The following is a 16,021-nucleotide window of genomic DNA, read 5'->3' as shown; positions in this document are numbered from 1 at the left end:
AACCTGTGGCGAGGGGATTTATCCCCGATGGACTGCGCAGCAGTCCCATTTCAGGGGGGCGCTTCGCGGCCCATCGGGGATAAATCCCCTCACCACAGGAGGTTTCGGTCTGGTCAGACGAATCTCTCAGTATCCATCCTCGACACCCCGCGCAAAAACTTCACCAACCCTATCTGCAATAGTCGCCGCAAAAATAATTCGACCCACGGCTGTCATCCAATCGCGCATTACGCCGATACAACTGGGCGGGAGCGGGGCGTTTGCCCCTTGCACCCCGGTGGACTACGCTCACAATTCATAAGGGTTTCGGGCTAACGCCCCTGTCGTACCTGCCCAGGACATGCTTTTGCCAATCCCCATTCAAGATCCGCATCAGGCTCCCGGCACGCTAAAGCGTCTGCCGCTGCGCAAAGCGGCGGTGCTGTTTATCGTTGCGGTGAGTTTGTGCCTGTTTGGTTTGCTGTACCTGCAACTTGAGCAGTCGCGGCGCCAGGATCTGACGGTGGCGCAAATGGCCTCGAGCAACCTGACCCGGGCGATGGCGCAGCAGGCAGAGGATACGTTTCTGGCGGCGGACCTGGTGCTGACCAGTCTGGTCGACTGGATTCAGGACGACGGTTACGGTACGGCGCTGAGACCGCGCTTGCAGAAAACGTTCTCCCGACGGGTGCAGCAGCTGGAGCAGTTGCACGGCATGTTTCTGTTCGACGACCAGGGACACTGGGTCGTTACCTCAGTCCCTGATCTGCCCCATGGCAACAGCGTGGCTGATCGCGAATATTTCAAGTTTCATCAGCAGAATGTCTCGGCGGTAGCGCATATCGGCCCGGCGATTCGCAGCCGCGAGAACGGCGAATGGATCATCCCGATCTCCAAACGCGTCAACGATCGTGCCGGCAACTTTCAGGGTGTGTTGCTGGCCGGGATCAAAATGTCGTACTTCGAGCAGTTCTTTAAGAGCTTCAGCCTCGATGACAACGGGATCATGTTTATCGGCCTGACTGACGGCACTTTGCTCGCCCGCCGGCCGTACGATGAATCCCTGATTGGCACTTCACTGGCCAAAGGCGAAATTTATCAATCACTGTTGCCCAATGCCTCTGCCGGGACGGCGATGTTCCAATCGGTAGTCGATGGTGTCACCCGTTTGTACGGCTACCGGCAACTGTCGGCTTATCCGCTGGTGGTGTCGGCCGCGACTTCGCGGGACACGATTCTCAAGGGTTGGTATGACCGCGCGTTTCAGTCCAGCGTGATTGTGGCGTTGGTGATGCTGGGTATCGGTTTGTTCGGCTGGGTGTTTATCAATCAGGTGCGCGACGGCGAGCGGATCGAGAAAAACCTGCGCAAGGCGCAACGGGCGCTGGAGCAGATCGCCACTCACGACAGCCTCACCGGGCTGGCCAATCGGCGCCTGTTCGAGCGGTCGCTGGAGATCGAGTTTGCCCGTGGTGCGCGGCAGGTCAGTCCGGTCAGCCTGATCATGCTCGATATCGATTTCTTCAAGCGTTACAACGACGCTTATGGGCATGTGGCGGGGGATCATTGCCTGACGCAAGTGGCCCAGGTGCTGAAGAACTGCTGCCAGCGCAAGTCCGATCTGGTCGTGCGTTACGGGGGCGAGGAGTTCGCGGTTTTATTGCCCGACACGGACATCAATGGCGCATTGGCGATTGCCGGGCAGATTCGCCGCAGCGTGATCGACAAGCGCATCACCCACAGTGGTTCGCCCACCGGTTATCTGACGGTCAGTCTGGGCTGCTACTCGTTTGTCCCCAGCGGCAATGACAGTATTGAAGTGTTTATCCAGCGCGCGGATGCGGCGTTGTATCAGGCCAAAAATGCCGGGCGCAATCGGGCGGCGGTGCTGTCGACGGATGACGGGATCGCTGAGCTGATGCGCTACGACCGCTGATACAAAGACCACCACAAATACCTGTGGGAGCACAGATTGTGTGAATGTCTAGAGAGCACGTGGAAAGATTTTTACCACGGATGGCTCTTGTTCGTTCAGCCACCCGTGCCACCGCCCGCACCGCCGGTACCGCCACCCGCCGAACCGGTGCCACCACCAGCACCCGAGCCCGATCCGCTGGCGCCGCCGTTGGTGCCGGTGCCGTCTGCGCCGTTACCGCCCGATGGCGCGCCCGGCGTGTTGTCCGGTGGCATTGTCGAGCCGCTGGTGGAACCCGATTTGGTGCCTGTTGCATCGGCGCCGTCGTTGGCAGCGAAGCTGGCAGCCGATGCCGTGGCCAGCAGGCCAGCGAGCAGTAACGAGGTAAGTTTGCGCGTCATCATGGTACGTCTCCAAAAAGGGGATTTACCTGATATTGGTCTGAGGCCCCCAACGCTTTGTGCCGCCCGAGTGACGAGCGGTCGATGGAGTGGCCTACTGTTCTTCAGGAATATTGGCTATTTGCCGAGCGCTGCACCGGGACTAACGTAGCCACACATTCACTTGCCCCGGAAAACTACCATGCAACCTCGTATCGATTTCTACACGGCTTCCCCGGACGCCCTGAAAGCGATGATCGCCCTGGAAACCGCCGTCTCAAAGCTGCCGCTGGAAAAAACCCTGATCGAACTGGTCAAGCTGCGCGCCTCGCAAATCAACGGCTGCGCTTTCTGTATCGACATGCACACCGCCGATGCAATCAAGGGTGGCGAGACTCCACGGCGCCTGTTCGCGGTGACCGCATGGCGTGAAGCGCCATTCTTCAGCGACCGTGAACGCGCCGCGTTGCTGTGGACCGAATCGCTGACCCAACTGAGCCTGACCCACGCGCCGGACGAAGACTACGACGTCGTTGCCGCGCAGTTTTCGCCCAAGGAAATGGTCGACCTGAGCGTCGCGATCAGCACCATCAACAGCTGGAACCGCTTGGCGGTTGGCTTCCGCAAAACTCCTCAAGCCTGAGGCCACATCACAATTTGCGTGGACGCGTGCGCCGGTCTTCAAATGTTTATCTGAGCCACTGGCCGGGTGTGCTGCCGGTCATGGCTTTGAAGAACGCGATGAACGCGCTGTCACTGGCGAAGCCCAGTTCGAAGCTGCAATAACTGAGGCTGCGTCCGGTGGCGAGCAACTCCATGGCGCGCATCAACCGCCATTGCTGGCGCCACTGCTGATAACTCATGCCGGTTTCGCGCTGGAAAATTCGGCCGATGGTGCGGCTGCTGGCGCCGATCTGGCGTTCCAGCACCTGCAGTTCCGGTGGCAATTGTTCCGGGGTTGCGAGCAGTGGCAGCAAACGCTTGTCCCGTGGCAACGGCAACAACATCGGTTGTTGTGCCGCTTCGATAATTTCGCTCAGGCACAAACCCAGTAAATGGGCGAATTTGCCCTGTTGCCAATCAGTGTCGAAATCCGCCGTGGCCATGGGCTCCAGCACGGCGCGCAGCAGAGGGCTGACCTCGATGACGCAAACTTGTTGCGGCAGCTCGCGGCACAATTCAGGGACCAGGTAAATGGAGCGGTAATCAACGCTTTGCTGCATCTGTGCCCGATGGCTCACACCCGCCGGAATCCACGCCGCTCGCGACGGTGGCAGCAGACACAATTGCTGCGCGAGGGTGATGCGCGTGCAGCCCTGTCGGGTGTACAGCAGTTGCCCGTGCAGGTGCTGATGTTGGCCGGAATCGTGATCACCCAGTATTGCTGCGATGCCGATCACCGGCGCCGAGTAACAGTCCGCATCAAAGAGTGTGTGGGCGTCAATCCAAGCCATGGGTTGTCCGATTTGCGCGATAAATTGGCAGGATTCGGATAATACGCCAGTCAGCAGTTCTTAAACTCCCCGGCGGTTTACTCGAGGAGTCATAAACAATGAACAACAAAAATCTGTTGCCGCTGGCGATTGCGTTGCTGATGTTTCCGCAGATTGCGCAGACCCTGTACAGCCCGGCGCTGGGGGATATCGGCAGGGTATTTAAAGTCAGTCCCGAGGCGGCAGCGCAGACCTTGTCGGTTTACTTCCTCGCCTTTGCCGTGGGCGTGGTGGTGTGGGGGCGATTGTGTGATCGCATCGGCCGGCGTCCGGTCATGCTTATGGGATTGGCGATCTACGCGGTCGCCATGGTTATCGCCTTGCGAGTCAGCAGTTTCAACGGTCTATTGCTGGCGCAGGGGGTGGCAGCATTTGGTGCGGCGGTGGGCTCGGTGGTCACGCAGACTTTGCTGCGCGACCGTTTCAAAGGGGCAGAACTGGCGCAGGTTTTTTCCCTGGTGGGCATCGCATTGGCGGCAAGTCCTGCAATCGGTCTGTTCAGCGGCGCTAGCCTGGTCGAGGCATTCGGCTATCGCGGCGTATTGACTGCACTGGTTTTGCTGGCCGCGACGCTGTGGCTTTGGAGTTGCTACGCCTTGCCGGAAACCCCTCCTGAGCAAACACCCCATGTCGATCTGTGGGAAACCCTCGCTCGCATGCTGCGCGACTTGGGCATCTGGCGCTCGGCGTTATGGATTGCTGCGTTCAATGTGGCGCTGTTCAGTTATTACAGCCTTGGCCCGTTCATTTTTCAGCGTCTGAATCTGGACGCAACATGGTTCGGCTACAGCGGCGTGATACTCGCGCTGGGCTCAGGTTTTGGCGCATGGGCCAACAGGCGTTTGTTGCAGGCAGGGTGTGCCGCGATGCAGTTGATCCGGCTCGCCGCCATCATCGGTTTGCTCGGTGGCATTGGCGTCTGGTGGCTGCAGGACAGTGGCGCGTTTGTGCTGCCGATGTTGCTGATCGTGCTGGCGTTCGGCATGGCAATCCCCAATATTCTTGGCCTGGCGCTGGTTAATTACCCGGATCGTCTCGGCACTGCCGGAGCTTTGTTGGGGCTGATTTATTACCTGCTGATCGGCGCGGGCATGATGCTAGCAGGGTGGTCTCAGGCCCTCGGGGAAACCCTGATAGCCTGTAGTACCGTGGCGTTGCTGCTGACAATAAAAGCAACAAAAGCAATTGTTTAAGAAGTGTAAGCGCTGTAGGAAGCGTCTTGCATTTGTGTAGGAGGGCTCCGACTATCACGATTATTGATGATGTGGCATTACGCCATTCAATGATCGCAAGGAAGTTGCGTGCCGTATTCGATTCGCGCTGTTTTTCCTCGTTATGTCACGCGTTGGCCGCTGTGGTCGGTCGTTGTGTTGAGCGTGGTTGCGTCCTCGCTTGAAGCGGCCGAACCTGTCGCACCGAGCCAGGAAGTGCTGCGCCAGCAGCAACAGCAGCAGCGCGACTTGCAACAGCTGCAACTTGAGCAAAGAAAACGTCAGCTGGAGCGCGGCGCGTTCGGCCCGGCGCCGGTCACTCCGGCGATTCCCCAAACCGTTACTCCCGATGAGCGCTGCTGGCCGTTGAGCGGCACGCGCATCGGCGGCGTCACGCTGATCGACAGCGACAAACTCAATGCCCGCATCAAGCCGCTGCTCGCGCCGTGCATGGGCGTCGGCCAGATCAATCATCTGCTGGCGACCATCACCGCGATTTACGTCGAGAAGGGCTACATCGCCAGCCGTCCCTACCTGGTGAGTGCACCGGCGGCGGGGCAGTCGCTGGACATCCGGATTGACGAAGGCTACATCGAGTCCATCGAACTGGCCGATCAAAGCCTGCCGGTTTCCCTCGGTGGTGCGTTCCCGGGCATGCTCGGCGGACCGTTGAACCTGCGCGATCTGGAGCAGGGGCTGGATCAGTTGAACCGCTTGCGCTCGGTTGACTTCACCGCCGACATCGCCCCCGGCAGCCAGCCCGGCGCCTCACGCATCATCCTGCGCTCGCGCACCACCGGGCACTCGCGCTGGGCCTTGAATGCAGGGATCGACAACCTCGGCAGCGCCAGCACCGGGCGTGACCGCGATACGCTCAGTCTGAGCCTCGACAGTCCGCTGGAACTCAACGACCTGTTGAGCCTCAGCGCCAGTGACACGTTGAATCAGGGCGACCGCTACAGCCGCAACGCCAGCCTGTATTACGCGATCCCCTACGGCTACTGGACCTACAGCGTGTTCGCCAGCCACGCCGAATACCGCGCGCCGTTCAAATTGCCGAGCACGACTTTTCACAGCACCGGCATCACTGACCAGGTCAGCCTGCGCGCCGACCGCGTGTTGTGGCGCGACCAGAGCCGCCAGCTCAGCGCCAATCTGCAACTGGCGCACAAGGACGTCGACAGTTATCTGCAACACGTCCGCTTGGGTATCCAGAGCCCGACCCTGACTGTGGCCGAAGCCGGGCTCAATCTGTTCTGGCTCGACCGCGCGGTGTGGAATCTCGACGTCAACTACGCGCAAGGCCTGCGCTGGTTCGGTGCAGATGACGATTCCCGACAGGCGATCAACAACCTGCCGAAGGCACAGTTTCGCAAGTACCGCGCCGGCCTCAGTCAATGGCGCAATGGCCAGTTCGGCGCGCAAGCCTGGCAATGGCAAAGCCAAATCAATTTGCAGTACAGCCCAGATCCGTTGCCGGCCATCGAGCAACTGCTGGGTACCGACGATTCGGCGGTGCGCGGCTATCGCGTCAGCAGTGCCTCCGGTGCCAGCGGTGCGATCTGGCGCAACACCTTGCGCCTGCCGCTGCGCAGCGAATGGCCGCTGCAGATGACCCCGCGTATCGGCCTCGACCACGGCTGGATCAAGGCCGATCACGGCGCCCAGGGTCAACGCCTGAGCGGCGCCAGTGTCGGCCTGAATCTGGGCTGGAAGAACCTGCAAGTGGACGTCGATTACCAACGCGCCCTCAACACCCCAAACGGTCTGCAACATGAGCCCGAAACCTGGCTGATGCGGGTCGGGGTGCAGATATGACTGATACGAACAATGCAATGAACAAACAGCCGTCGGATCTGAGCGCGACAGCCACGGCCAACACCAAAACGCGCGACGTGATGCCGTACTTACATGGAGACGTTTTTATGCCAGCACATACCTTTGCATTTCATCTTTCCCCACGGGGCAAATTGCGCTGGGCGATCGCCAGCCTGTTCTTCGCCGTGCACCTGCCGAGCGCTTTGGCCGGTGGTGTAGTCGTCGCTCCCGGACCGGGCGGCACGGCGCAATTGCAGACTCAGGGCGGTGTGCCGATCGTCAATATCGTCGCGCCCAACGGTTCGGGCCTGTCGCACAACCAGTTCCTCGACTACAACGTCGACCGCCAGGGTCTGGTGCTGAACAACGCCTTGCAGGCCGGACAGTCGCAACTCGCCGGGCAACTGGCGGCCAACCCGCAACTGCAAGGGCAAGCGGCGAGCGTGATCCTCAACGAAGTGATCAGCCGCAACCCGTCGGCCATCAACGGCGCACAGGAAATCTTCGGTCGCGCCGCCGATTACGTGCTGGCCAACCCCAACGGCATTTCGGTGAATGGCGGCAGTTTCATCAACACGCCGAACGCCAATCTGGTGGTCGGTCGCCCGGAGTTGAACGACGGCAAACTGCACGCCCTGAACACCCGTGACGCCAGCGGCCAGTTGCAGATTCAGAGCGGTGGCCTGCGTAATGGCGAGGGCTCGATCAACCTGATTGCCCCGCGTATCGACAGCCTGGGCGCGCTCAATGCCCGCGATCAATTGAACCTCACCGTTGGTCGCAATCAGGTCGATTACGCCAGCGGCCAGGTGAAGACTGTGGACCCGGCAGGCAACACCACCGATCAACGCATCGACGCCAGCCTGTTCGGGGCGATGCAAGCCGGACGCATCAATATCGTCAGCACCGCTGAAGACGCTGGCGTGCGAGTTGGCGCAGTACAAGTGGCCGGGCGCGATGGCGTGCAGATTCGTTCTGCCGGTGACCTCAGTGTCAGCGGCGATGCCGTGGCGAACAGTCTCGACGTGACGCGCGCTGGCATCCGCAGCAGCCAGGGCGATGTCGGCCTGCACAGCGGCAAGGACCTGACCTTGGCCGCCACCGATGTCAGTGGCCGTGACGTTAGCGTCAATGCCAAGCGCAACCTGACCCTGAGTACGGTCGAAAGCCGCAAGCTCCAGGAAAAGCGCGAAAACTGGAGTAACAGCACCATCGGCATCACGTGGGAAACCTACGACCGTACCCAAACCGCCAGCGAGTCGCGTCAGCACGGCAGCCAGATTATCGCCAGTCGCGACGCGACATTGTCCTCCGGCAAAGACACTCAACTGCAGGCTGCAAAAGTCGAAGCGGCGAAGAATCTCAGCGTGCAAAGTGGCGGTGATCTGCGTCTGACCGCCGCCACCGAAAGCCACACCCAGACCGATCAGGGCAATCACCGCAAACACTTGTGGAAAGCCAACTGGGACACCAGCAGCGAAGAGCAGCGCAATGTCACCAGCCAGTTGAAGGCTGGCAATATCGCCCTGCAAACCGCAGCGCTGTTGCGTTCCGAAGGTGCCGAGTTGAACAGTGCGGGCGACCTGCAACTGGCCGGCAAACAGGTGGAAATCACCACGGCCACACGCACCGATCGCAGCAACGACAATCGCTATTCCGGCGACCTGGTTGGCGGTGGTTTCTTCGGCAAAACCGGTGATGCCGACAAGGGCCAGACCCAGCATCAGGGCAGCAAGGTCAATGCGGCGGGCAAATTGATCGTCAAGGCTGACGACGTACGCATCAGCGGCAGCCAGGTCCGTGGCAGCACCGACGCAAGCGTGATCAGCGACAAGGGTTCGCTGATCATCGACGGCGTGCAGGACACCTCGCACAGCAACAATCATGACAAGGACAGCAAGTTCTTCGGCATCAGCAAGGACGAGTCGCGCCAGAACGCCAAGAACAGCACCACGGTGCACAGCGAACTGGTGTCCGACAGCAACCTCAAGCTCAAAAGTGCCAAGGACATTGAAGTGGCCGGCTCGACCGTCAAGGCGGGCGGCGCGTTGACGGCGGATGCGGCGGGGGATGTGAACGTGCATTCTGCGCAGAACAGCCACGACAGCAGCACCACGACTGAAACCCGTGGCTTCGATGCCTACGCCAAAGAGCAGACGCCAGAGCAGTATCGCGCCGGGATTCATTACGAAGACAAGCAACAAACCGTGACCCGCAACGACGTCACCCAGCAAGGTTCCAGCCTCAGCGGCGGGAGCGTGCAAGTGAAGGCGGGCGGCGACGTGACCCTCAAGGGCGCGGACGTTAAATCCACCGCGGGCGACACGACGTTGAGCGGTAAAAACGTGTCGTTGCTGGCCGAACAGGACAGTCACAAAACCACCACCGACCAGTCCAGCACCGGCGGCGGTTTCTATTACACCGGCGGCCTTGACCGCGCCGGCAGTGGCATCGATTTCGCCCATAGCACCTCGCAAGACACCAGCAGCAAAACCACTGCGCAAACCACCAGCGTGCAGAGCAGCGGCAGCCTGACGATCAACGCCGACAAGCTCGCCACTGAAGGCGCGCAAGTGAAGGCTGGCGACGGTTTGAACATCGTGGCCAACGAAGTCGATAACCGCGCGGCCAGCAACACCGAAAGCAGCACTCACAACCAAAGCAACTGGTCGGCGGACATCGGCGCCAACGTCGAGTACAAAGACATCGCCCGGCCTATCGCTGGTGCGGTTAAAGATGTGCTGAACGCCAAGGTGCCGGACAAGGATGCACTGGCCAATCTCGGTCAGCCGAACGTCGGTATCGACGTCGCGGTCGGTCACGGCAGCGCCGAGAAAACCGAGCAAGGCAGCAACGCTGTGGTCAGTCGTTTTGACGGCGGCACTGTCGACGTGAACGTCGCTGGAACCCTGCACGACCAAGGCACGCAGTACAACGCCAGCGCCGGTCAAGTGAACATCAGCGCCGACAAACTGGTTGCCGATGCCGCGAGCAATACCCACGCCAGCACCGACAGTTCGGTGGATGCCAAAGTCGACGTGCGGGTCTACACCAAAACCGGTGAAGACGTGAATGTCGCCGGTAGCGGCGCGGGTGGCAGCAGCCAGTCGAGCAAGGACAGTTCCACTGCGGTGGTCGGCGCTTATGCCGGCAGCCAGGGTGTGAACATCAAGGTCGGTGGCGACGCGCAGTTCGAAGGCAGCCGTTTCGACGGCGGGCAGGGCGGTGTGAGCATCAAGACCGGCGGCGATCTTGCACTCAATCAAGCGAACGATCGCCAGAACAGCAGTGACGCCAGTCTGCGCGGCAATGGCTCGCTGACGGTCGGCACCTTGCCGGGCAGCGATGGCACCAACGTCGATCTCGGCGCCGGGTTCCAGCTCGACCACACCGGCAAGCAGACCTCTGACACTCAGGCCCATGTCGCAAGCATCACCGGCAACGGCCCGGTACAACTGAGCAGCGGCGGCAATCAGGTCCAGCAAGGTACGACGATCGACAGCGCTGGCGCCATCGATCTGCATGCTGACGGCAAACTCGATCTGCAAGCAGCCACGGACACTCACACTGCTACCGGCAGCAATCTCGGCGGCGGCTTGAAGGGCGGCGGCAGCAAATCCAGCAGCGAGAAGAGCCGCGATCAGGGCGGCAATCTCAGTGGCAACTTCAACATCGGTCGGGTCAATGAGCACTCACGAACACTGACCGGTGGCCAACTCAACAGCCAGAGCGGGATCGCCCTGAGCGGTGACGCTGTTCATCTGCAAGGCACGCAAGTCAGTGCACCAAACGTCAACGTCGATGCACAGAAGGGCGGCTATGTTCAGGAGTCGGCACAGTCCACTGAAAGCCGTAACAACTGGAGCGTCGCACTGAATGCCGGCGGCAACCTGAGCAGCAAAAAACCGACAGCCGCCGAAGAGCAGGCCAGCAGCGATCACGGTTTCAATGCTGGCGCCAAGGTCGGCGTGGATTACCTGCAAGGCACCACGCAGCAGAACAGTCAGATCAAGGCTGACAGTGTGGTGTTGAACAGCGCAGGTGATGCAGAGTTGGCTGGCGCGCGAATCGATGCGAAGACTGTCAGCGGGAATGTCGCAGGTGATCTGGCAGTCGACAGCCGTCAAGACTCGAAGACAAGCGCCAAGATTGACGTGGATCTGGGCCTGACCGCCAAGAAAAACCCACCGAACGACAAGGAAAAACTCGCCGGCACCGATTACAAGCCAACGCTGAAAGCCCAAGGCGAATACGCGCACAAGGACAGCGTCGCGCAGGCGTCCGGCATCAGCGCCAGTCAAGGTGTAAAGCTGAATGTAGGCGGCGCGACACAACTGACCGGCGCGCGCATTTCGGCGAGTGACGGCAAGGTTGATCTGGGTGGTTCGAAGGTCAGCAGCACCGACCTGAACAATCGCGATTACGGCATCAAGGCTGTCCTGGATCTGCCACAAAAAACCGAGGAAAACGCCCCAAAGGTTTCCCTTGAAAACGGCAACCTCAAAGTCGGCCCGATCACCTTGAGCGGGCATCTCGATACCCAAACCCTCCAAGCCGGAATCGACGAAAAAGGCTGATCCCGATACTCGTGTAGGAGCTGCCGTAAGCTGCGATCTTTTGATCTTGGAAAACCAGGATCAAAAGATCGCAGCGTGCCGCAGCTCCACGGGGATTTGCTTATGATCGGAATGATTTGCCGGTCTTAATAGTAACCATTACTATTCGCGCTCCTTTCCTCAGCACACCACCCATACCCCATGCGTCCCCGCAGACCCGGCTTTTTCGAGCATTACGAAGAGTTGATCGGCACCTGGACTCGTCGCCTGCGCAATCGCGCGCAGGCCGAGGATTTGGCGCACGACACCTTTGTGCGGGTGCTCGAATCCGATTCGGCAGAGGTGCAGCAACCACGGGCGTATTTGCACCAGACCGCGCGCAATATTGCGGTCGATGGCTATCGGCGGGAGGATCGGCGCGGCGCCATGGAGTCGGAGGCGATCGATCACAGTGCGTCGTCAACCGGCGACCCGGAGCATTACATGCACGCGATCCAGTTGGCCGACTCCATCGAACGGGCGCTGGCGGAACTGCCGGTCAATTGCCGGAAGATTTTTGTCTGGCAGAAGATTGAAGGCCTGACCCAGGCGGAAATCGCAGAGCGCCTGGGGCTGTCCAAGAACATGGTCGAAAAGTATATGATCCGCACCCTGCGGCATCTGCGTGATCGACTGGACGGGTTGCAGTCGTGAGTCGCTGCAGCTTTTCATCCCCGTCCAAACAGGACATTCCATGATGGATACTCGTGATTGCGCGTGCGGGCAAACGACGGTGCGCGATGACGCGGCTCGCTGGTTTGTGCGTTTGCAGGAGCCGGCCGTCAGTGCCGACGAGCAGCAGCGCTTTGACGCCTGGCTGAATCAACATCCGCAACACCGTGATGAATTCCAGTTGCTGCAAGGGCTGTGGACGGCGGCTGACCTGCTGCCGGCGCCACGCCTCAAAGCCCTCGCTGAAAACCAACCGGCCCGCCGTGAGCGGCGTCCGTTGCTGCGTTATGCGGTGGCGGCCAGTGTGCTGGCGGTGGCGCTTGGGCTGGGACTGTTCAGCGGCCTTAATCACCCGGGCGGTTACAGCGCAGAATTCTCCACCGCGCTCGGTGAGCGCAAGCATGTGGCATTGCCGGACGGCTCGGTGATCGACCTCAACAGCCGCAGTCGCTTGCAGGTGCATTATGAAACGGATCGCCGGCTCATCGAATTGAGTGAAGGCGAGGCGATGTTCAGCGTCGAGCACGACGCCTCGCGGCCGTTCGTAGTCGAGGCCGGCAGCGGCAAGGTCACGGTCACCGGCACGCGCTTCGATGTGCGCCGCGACGTGACGCAGACACGGGTGGCGGTGGAGCAGGGCACGGTGAAGGTCCAGGGACACGATGCGCCGGACAACGAATTTACCAACCTGACCGCCGGCCTCGGCACCCACGTCGATGCGCAAGGCAAAGTGGCGGCAGCCTACGCCGTCAACCCGGCGGAGCTGACGGCGTGGCGTGGCGGCAAACTGGTGTTCAACAACGCCCGCCTCAGCGAAGTGGCCGCCGAAGTATCGCGTTATCGCGAAAGGCCGCTGACCGTCAGCAACCCCGGCGTGGCCAATCTGCGCCTCACCAGCGTGTTCAAATCCGACAACACCGATGCCTTGCTCAAGGCCTTGCCGAACATTCTGCCGGTGGCCATTCGCACCCTCGCGGATGGCAGCCAGGAAATAATTTCAAAATAAAATTCAGGTTTTTTTCGAGTTCATCGTCTTCCTGTTCAACTGCAACTGGTTTGCATTAACAGCCGCACACTCTTGCGATCCACAGGACTACGTTCGACGTGAAAACCATCCCTGCCAACAACAAAAAATCTCCTTGGTTGCCGCTGGCCCTCGCGGTGGCGGTCAATGCTGCCGTGCCTTTGGCGTTCGCTGCTGAATCTATTCATATTCGCGCGCAGCCGCTGGGTCAGGCCTTGAGTGAACTGGGCCAGCAAACCTCGCTGCAAGTGTTTTTCAGCCCGGACCTGGTCGCCGGCAAACAAGCCCCGGCAGTCGACGGTGATATCTCGCCAGAACAGGCGCTGCGCCAATTGCTGCAAGGCAGCGGTCTGGATTATCAGATCAACGACGGCTCGGTGACGCTGTCGCCCGCCGCGACTTCTGCCGCCACCAACGGCCCGCTGGAACTGGGCGTGACCGATATTAAAGTGGTCGGCGACTGGCTCGGCGACGCGAATGCGGCCGTGGTGCAAAACCACCCCGGCGCGCGCACGGTGATTCGCCGCGAAGCGATGGTCGAGCAGGGCGCAATGAACGTCAGCGACGTGCTCAAACGCGTACCCGGCGTACAGGTGCAGGACTCCAACGGCACCGGCGGCAGCGACATTGCCCTGAACGTTGGCGTGCGCGGTCTGACGTCGCGTCTGTCGCCACGCTCGACCGTGCTGATCGACGGCGTGCCGGCGGCGTTCGCGCCGTACGGTCAGCCACAACTGTCGATGGCGCCGATCTCGTCGGGCAACCTCGACAGCATCGACGTGGTGCGTGGCGCCGGCTCCGTGCGTTATGGGCCGCAAAACGTCGGTGGCGTGATCAACTTCGTCACCCGCGCGATCCCGGAAAAAACCACTGGCGAGATCGGCACTACCCTTGAAACTACCCAGTACGGTGGCTGGAAGCACATCGACACGGCGTTCCTCGGCGGTACCGCCGACAACGGCATGGGCGTGGCGCTGTTGTACTCGGGCGTCAACGGCCACGGCTACCGCGAGCGCAACAACGGCAACGACATTGACGACGTGATCCTCAAGACGCACTGGGCGCCGACCGATCAGGATGATTTCAGCCTCAATTTCCATTACTACGACGCCAGCGCCGACATGCCGGGCGGCCTTACGCAGAAGCAGTACGACGACAATCCGTATGAGTCGGTGCGCGACTACGACAGCTTTACGGGCCGACGCAAGGACGTGTCGTTCAAGTGGGTTCGCCAGATCGACGAGCGCACTCAGGCTGAAGTGCTGACCTACTACACCGACAGTTTCCGTGGCAGCACCATCGCTGCACGCGACCAGAAAACCCTCAGCTCGTATCCGCGCTCTTATTACACTCTGGGCATCGAGCCGCGTGTGTCGCGCGTGTTCGACGTCGGCCCGACCACCCAGGAAGTCAGCGTCGGTTATCGCTATCTGAAGGAGGCGATGCACGAGCAGTCGAGCCGACTGGCGCTGGTCAACAACCAGCCTGTCGTCACGCCGACTTCCGACGGCCACGTGTTCCAGGATCGTACCGGCGGCACCGAGGCCAACTCGGTTTACGTCGACAACAAAATCGACGTCGGCAACTGGACGATCACGCCGGGCATTCGCTTCGAACACATCAGCACGGATTGGCACGATCGCGCAGTGCTCGATGCCGCCGGCAGACCGGTGCCAGAGAAAAACCGCAGCATCGAAAGCAATGAACCGCTGCCGGCACTGAGCGTGATGTATCACCTGTCAGACGCGTGGAAGCTGTTTGCCAACTACGAAACCTCGTTCGGCAGCCTGCAATATTTCCAGCTGGGGCAGGGCGGCTCGGGCGATAGCACCGCCAACGGTCTGCAACCGGAAAAGGCCAAGACCTACGAGATCGGCACGCGTTACAACGATGACGTTTGGGGCGGGGAAGTGACGCTGTTCTACATCGACTTCGACGACGAACTGCAATACATCAGCAACGACGTGGGCTGGACCAACCTCGGCGCGACCAAGCACCAAGGCATTGAAGCGTCGGTGCACTACGACATGGCTGCATTGGACCCGCGCCTTGATGGTCTGACCGCGAATGCCGGTTTTACGTATACCCGTGCGACCTATGAAGGTGAGATTCCAGGCTTCAAGGGCCGGGATCTGCCGTTCTATTCGCGTCAGGTGGCGACCGTTGGTTTGCGCTATGACGTCAATCGCTGGACCTACAATCTTGACGGTTTTGCCCAGTCGAAACAGCGTTCGCCGGGTACTGGTGTGAATGCCGATGGTAGTTTTAACGGTAACTACATCACTGACGGCACGGCGGATGGGCAGTACGGTGATATTCCGGGTTATGTGACCTGGAACGTGCGCGGCGGCTATGACTTCGGGCCGCAGGTGTCGAATCTGAAGCTGGGCGCTGGGGTGAAGAACGTTTTTGACAAACAGTATTTCACGCGTTCCAGTGATAACAATTCGGGGATGTATGTGGGGGCGCCGCGGACGTTTTTTGTGCAGGCTAGTTTGGGGTTTTGAGGCTTTTGGGGGGCGGATCCGTTTTTTGGGTGATGGCTGAGTAGGGTTCCGCCCTTACGGCGGGTCACTTTTGACAAACGCCTCAAAAGTAACCAAAAAGTCTTGCCCTGACGTTCGGCCCTCGCTGTGGCTCGGGTTCCTTCGCTCCGGGATCCATCCGGGGCATCGATTCCGGTTTGCTTCGCTGCACCTCCTTTCGATGTCCTCCCCGGATGAATCCCTCCACTCAGCCTGCCGACGGGCTCTGAGATCAAGAGCTGCACTCGAGCTAACGCTCATTGTGTTGAGTGGGGGAAGAGCGATGCGGTCGGCTTTTGTTCGGTGTTGGATTCACCCCTCATCGGAACGCCGCCCGCCCAGCCCTCTCCCCGAGGAGAGGGAGCCGATTTGTGAGGCTTTCAGAATCTGAGTTCGACTCGGTATCTCA

Annotated in this window: 10 protein-coding genes; 8 read left to right on the top strand and 2 right to left on the bottom strand. The window is 60.4% G+C overall.

The genetic code is table 11. The features are described 5' to 3' along the window. Window positions 1-346: 346 nt before the first annotated feature. Window positions 347-1,915 carry a sensor domain-containing diguanylate cyclase gene (locus IEQ42_RS08860; RefSeq protein WP_210703260.1) on the top strand — a complete coding sequence of 523 codons (1,569 nt, stop codon included), beginning with the start codon at window positions 347-349 and terminating at the stop codon, window positions 1,913-1,915. 95 nt (window positions 1,916-2,010) lie between these two features. Here the strand turns inward: IEQ42_RS08860 and IEQ42_RS08855 are convergent, their stop codons facing one another. Beyond that, window positions 2,011-2,298, bottom strand: a complete 288-nt coding sequence (locus tag IEQ42_RS08855; protein ID WP_042560105.1) for a hypothetical protein — start codon at window positions 2,296-2,298, stop codon at window positions 2,011-2,013. 178 nt (window positions 2,299-2,476) lie between these two features. Here IEQ42_RS08855 and IEQ42_RS08850 point away from each other — a divergent pair, with 178 nt between their 5' ends. After that, window positions 2,477-2,917 carry a carboxymuconolactone decarboxylase family protein gene (locus IEQ42_RS08850; RefSeq protein WP_042560104.1) on the top strand — a complete coding sequence of 147 codons (441 nt, stop codon included), beginning with the start codon at window positions 2,477-2,479 and terminating at the stop codon, window positions 2,915-2,917. Window positions 2,918-2,963: 46 nt separating this feature from the next. Here IEQ42_RS08850 and IEQ42_RS08845 read toward each other — a convergent pair whose 3' ends face one another. Beyond that, the gene (locus IEQ42_RS08845; protein ID WP_210703259.1) at window positions 2,964-3,728 is read right to left on the bottom strand and encodes an AraC family transcriptional regulator; all 765 of its coding nucleotides are present in this window, start codon (window positions 3,726-3,728) and stop codon (window positions 2,964-2,966) included. Between the two features lie 98 nt (window positions 3,729-3,826). Here IEQ42_RS08845 and IEQ42_RS08840 point away from each other — a divergent pair, with 98 nt between their 5' ends. From IEQ42_RS08840 to IEQ42_RS08815, 6 genes are all read left to right on the top strand, one after another. Continuing rightward, window positions 3,827-4,960 (top strand): multidrug effflux MFS transporter, encoded by a 1,134-nt coding sequence (locus IEQ42_RS08840; RefSeq protein ID WP_210703258.1) that lies wholly within the window; start codon window positions 3,827-3,829, stop codon window positions 4,958-4,960. Window positions 4,961-5,068: 108 nt separating this feature from the next. Next, complete coding sequence (locus IEQ42_RS08835; protein ID WP_210703257.1) at window positions 5,069-6,796, top strand: ShlB/FhaC/HecB family hemolysin secretion/activation protein; 1,728 nt, start codon at window positions 5,069-5,071, stop codon at window positions 6,794-6,796. Window positions 6,797-6,903: 107 nt separating this feature from the next. After that, complete coding sequence (locus IEQ42_RS08830) at window positions 6,904-11,373, top strand: hemagglutinin repeat-containing protein (RefSeq protein ID WP_210703256.1); 4,470 nt, start codon at window positions 6,904-6,906, stop codon at window positions 11,371-11,373. A 180-nt stretch (window positions 11,374-11,553) separates the two neighbouring features. Further along, complete coding sequence (locus IEQ42_RS08825) at window positions 11,554-12,045, top strand: sigma-70 family RNA polymerase sigma factor (protein WP_210703255.1); 492 nt, start codon at window positions 11,554-11,556, stop codon at window positions 12,043-12,045. 40 nt (window positions 12,046-12,085) lie between these two features. After that, a complete protein-coding gene (locus IEQ42_RS08820; protein ID WP_210703254.1) occupies window positions 12,086-13,069 on the top strand; it encodes a FecR family protein in 984 nt (327 codons plus the stop codon). Between the two features lie 98 nt (window positions 13,070-13,167). Next, window positions 13,168-15,594 (top strand): TonB-dependent siderophore receptor, encoded by a 2,427-nt coding sequence (locus IEQ42_RS08815; RefSeq protein ID WP_210703253.1) that lies wholly within the window; start codon window positions 13,168-13,170, stop codon window positions 15,592-15,594. Window positions 15,595-16,021: the final 427 nt, after the last annotated feature.

It is taken from the genome of Pseudomonas iridis (assembly GCF_017980685.1).
In the GTDB taxonomy this organism is placed as follows: Bacteria; Pseudomonadota; Gammaproteobacteria; order Pseudomonadales; family Pseudomonadaceae; genus Aquipseudomonas; species Aquipseudomonas iridis.
This window is presented reverse-complemented; position numbering and strand designations above follow the sequence as displayed.

Coding starts and splice junctions, on each gene's coding strand:
- IEQ42_RS08855 (WP_042560105.1), bottom strand. CDS start 2,298: ATGATGACGCGCAAACTTACCTCGTTACTGCTCGCTGGCCTGCTGGCC.
- IEQ42_RS08850 (WP_042560104.1), top strand. CDS start 2,477: ATGCAACCTCGTATCGATTTCTACACGGCTTCCCCGGACGCCCTGAAA.
- IEQ42_RS08845 (WP_210703259.1), bottom strand. CDS start 3,728: ATGGCTTGGATTGACGCCCACACACTCTTTGATGCGGACTGTTACTCG.
- IEQ42_RS08840 (WP_210703258.1), top strand. CDS start 3,827: ATGAACAACAAAAATCTGTTGCCGCTGGCGATTGCGTTGCTGATGTTT.
- IEQ42_RS08830 (WP_210703256.1), top strand. CDS start 6,904: ATGCCAGCACATACCTTTGCATTTCATCTTTCCCCACGGGGCAAATTG.
- IEQ42_RS08825 (WP_210703255.1), top strand. CDS start 11,554: ATGCGTCCCCGCAGACCCGGCTTTTTCGAGCATTACGAAGAGTTGATC.
- IEQ42_RS08820 (WP_210703254.1), top strand. CDS start 12,086: ATGATGGATACTCGTGATTGCGCGTGCGGGCAAACGACGGTGCGCGAT.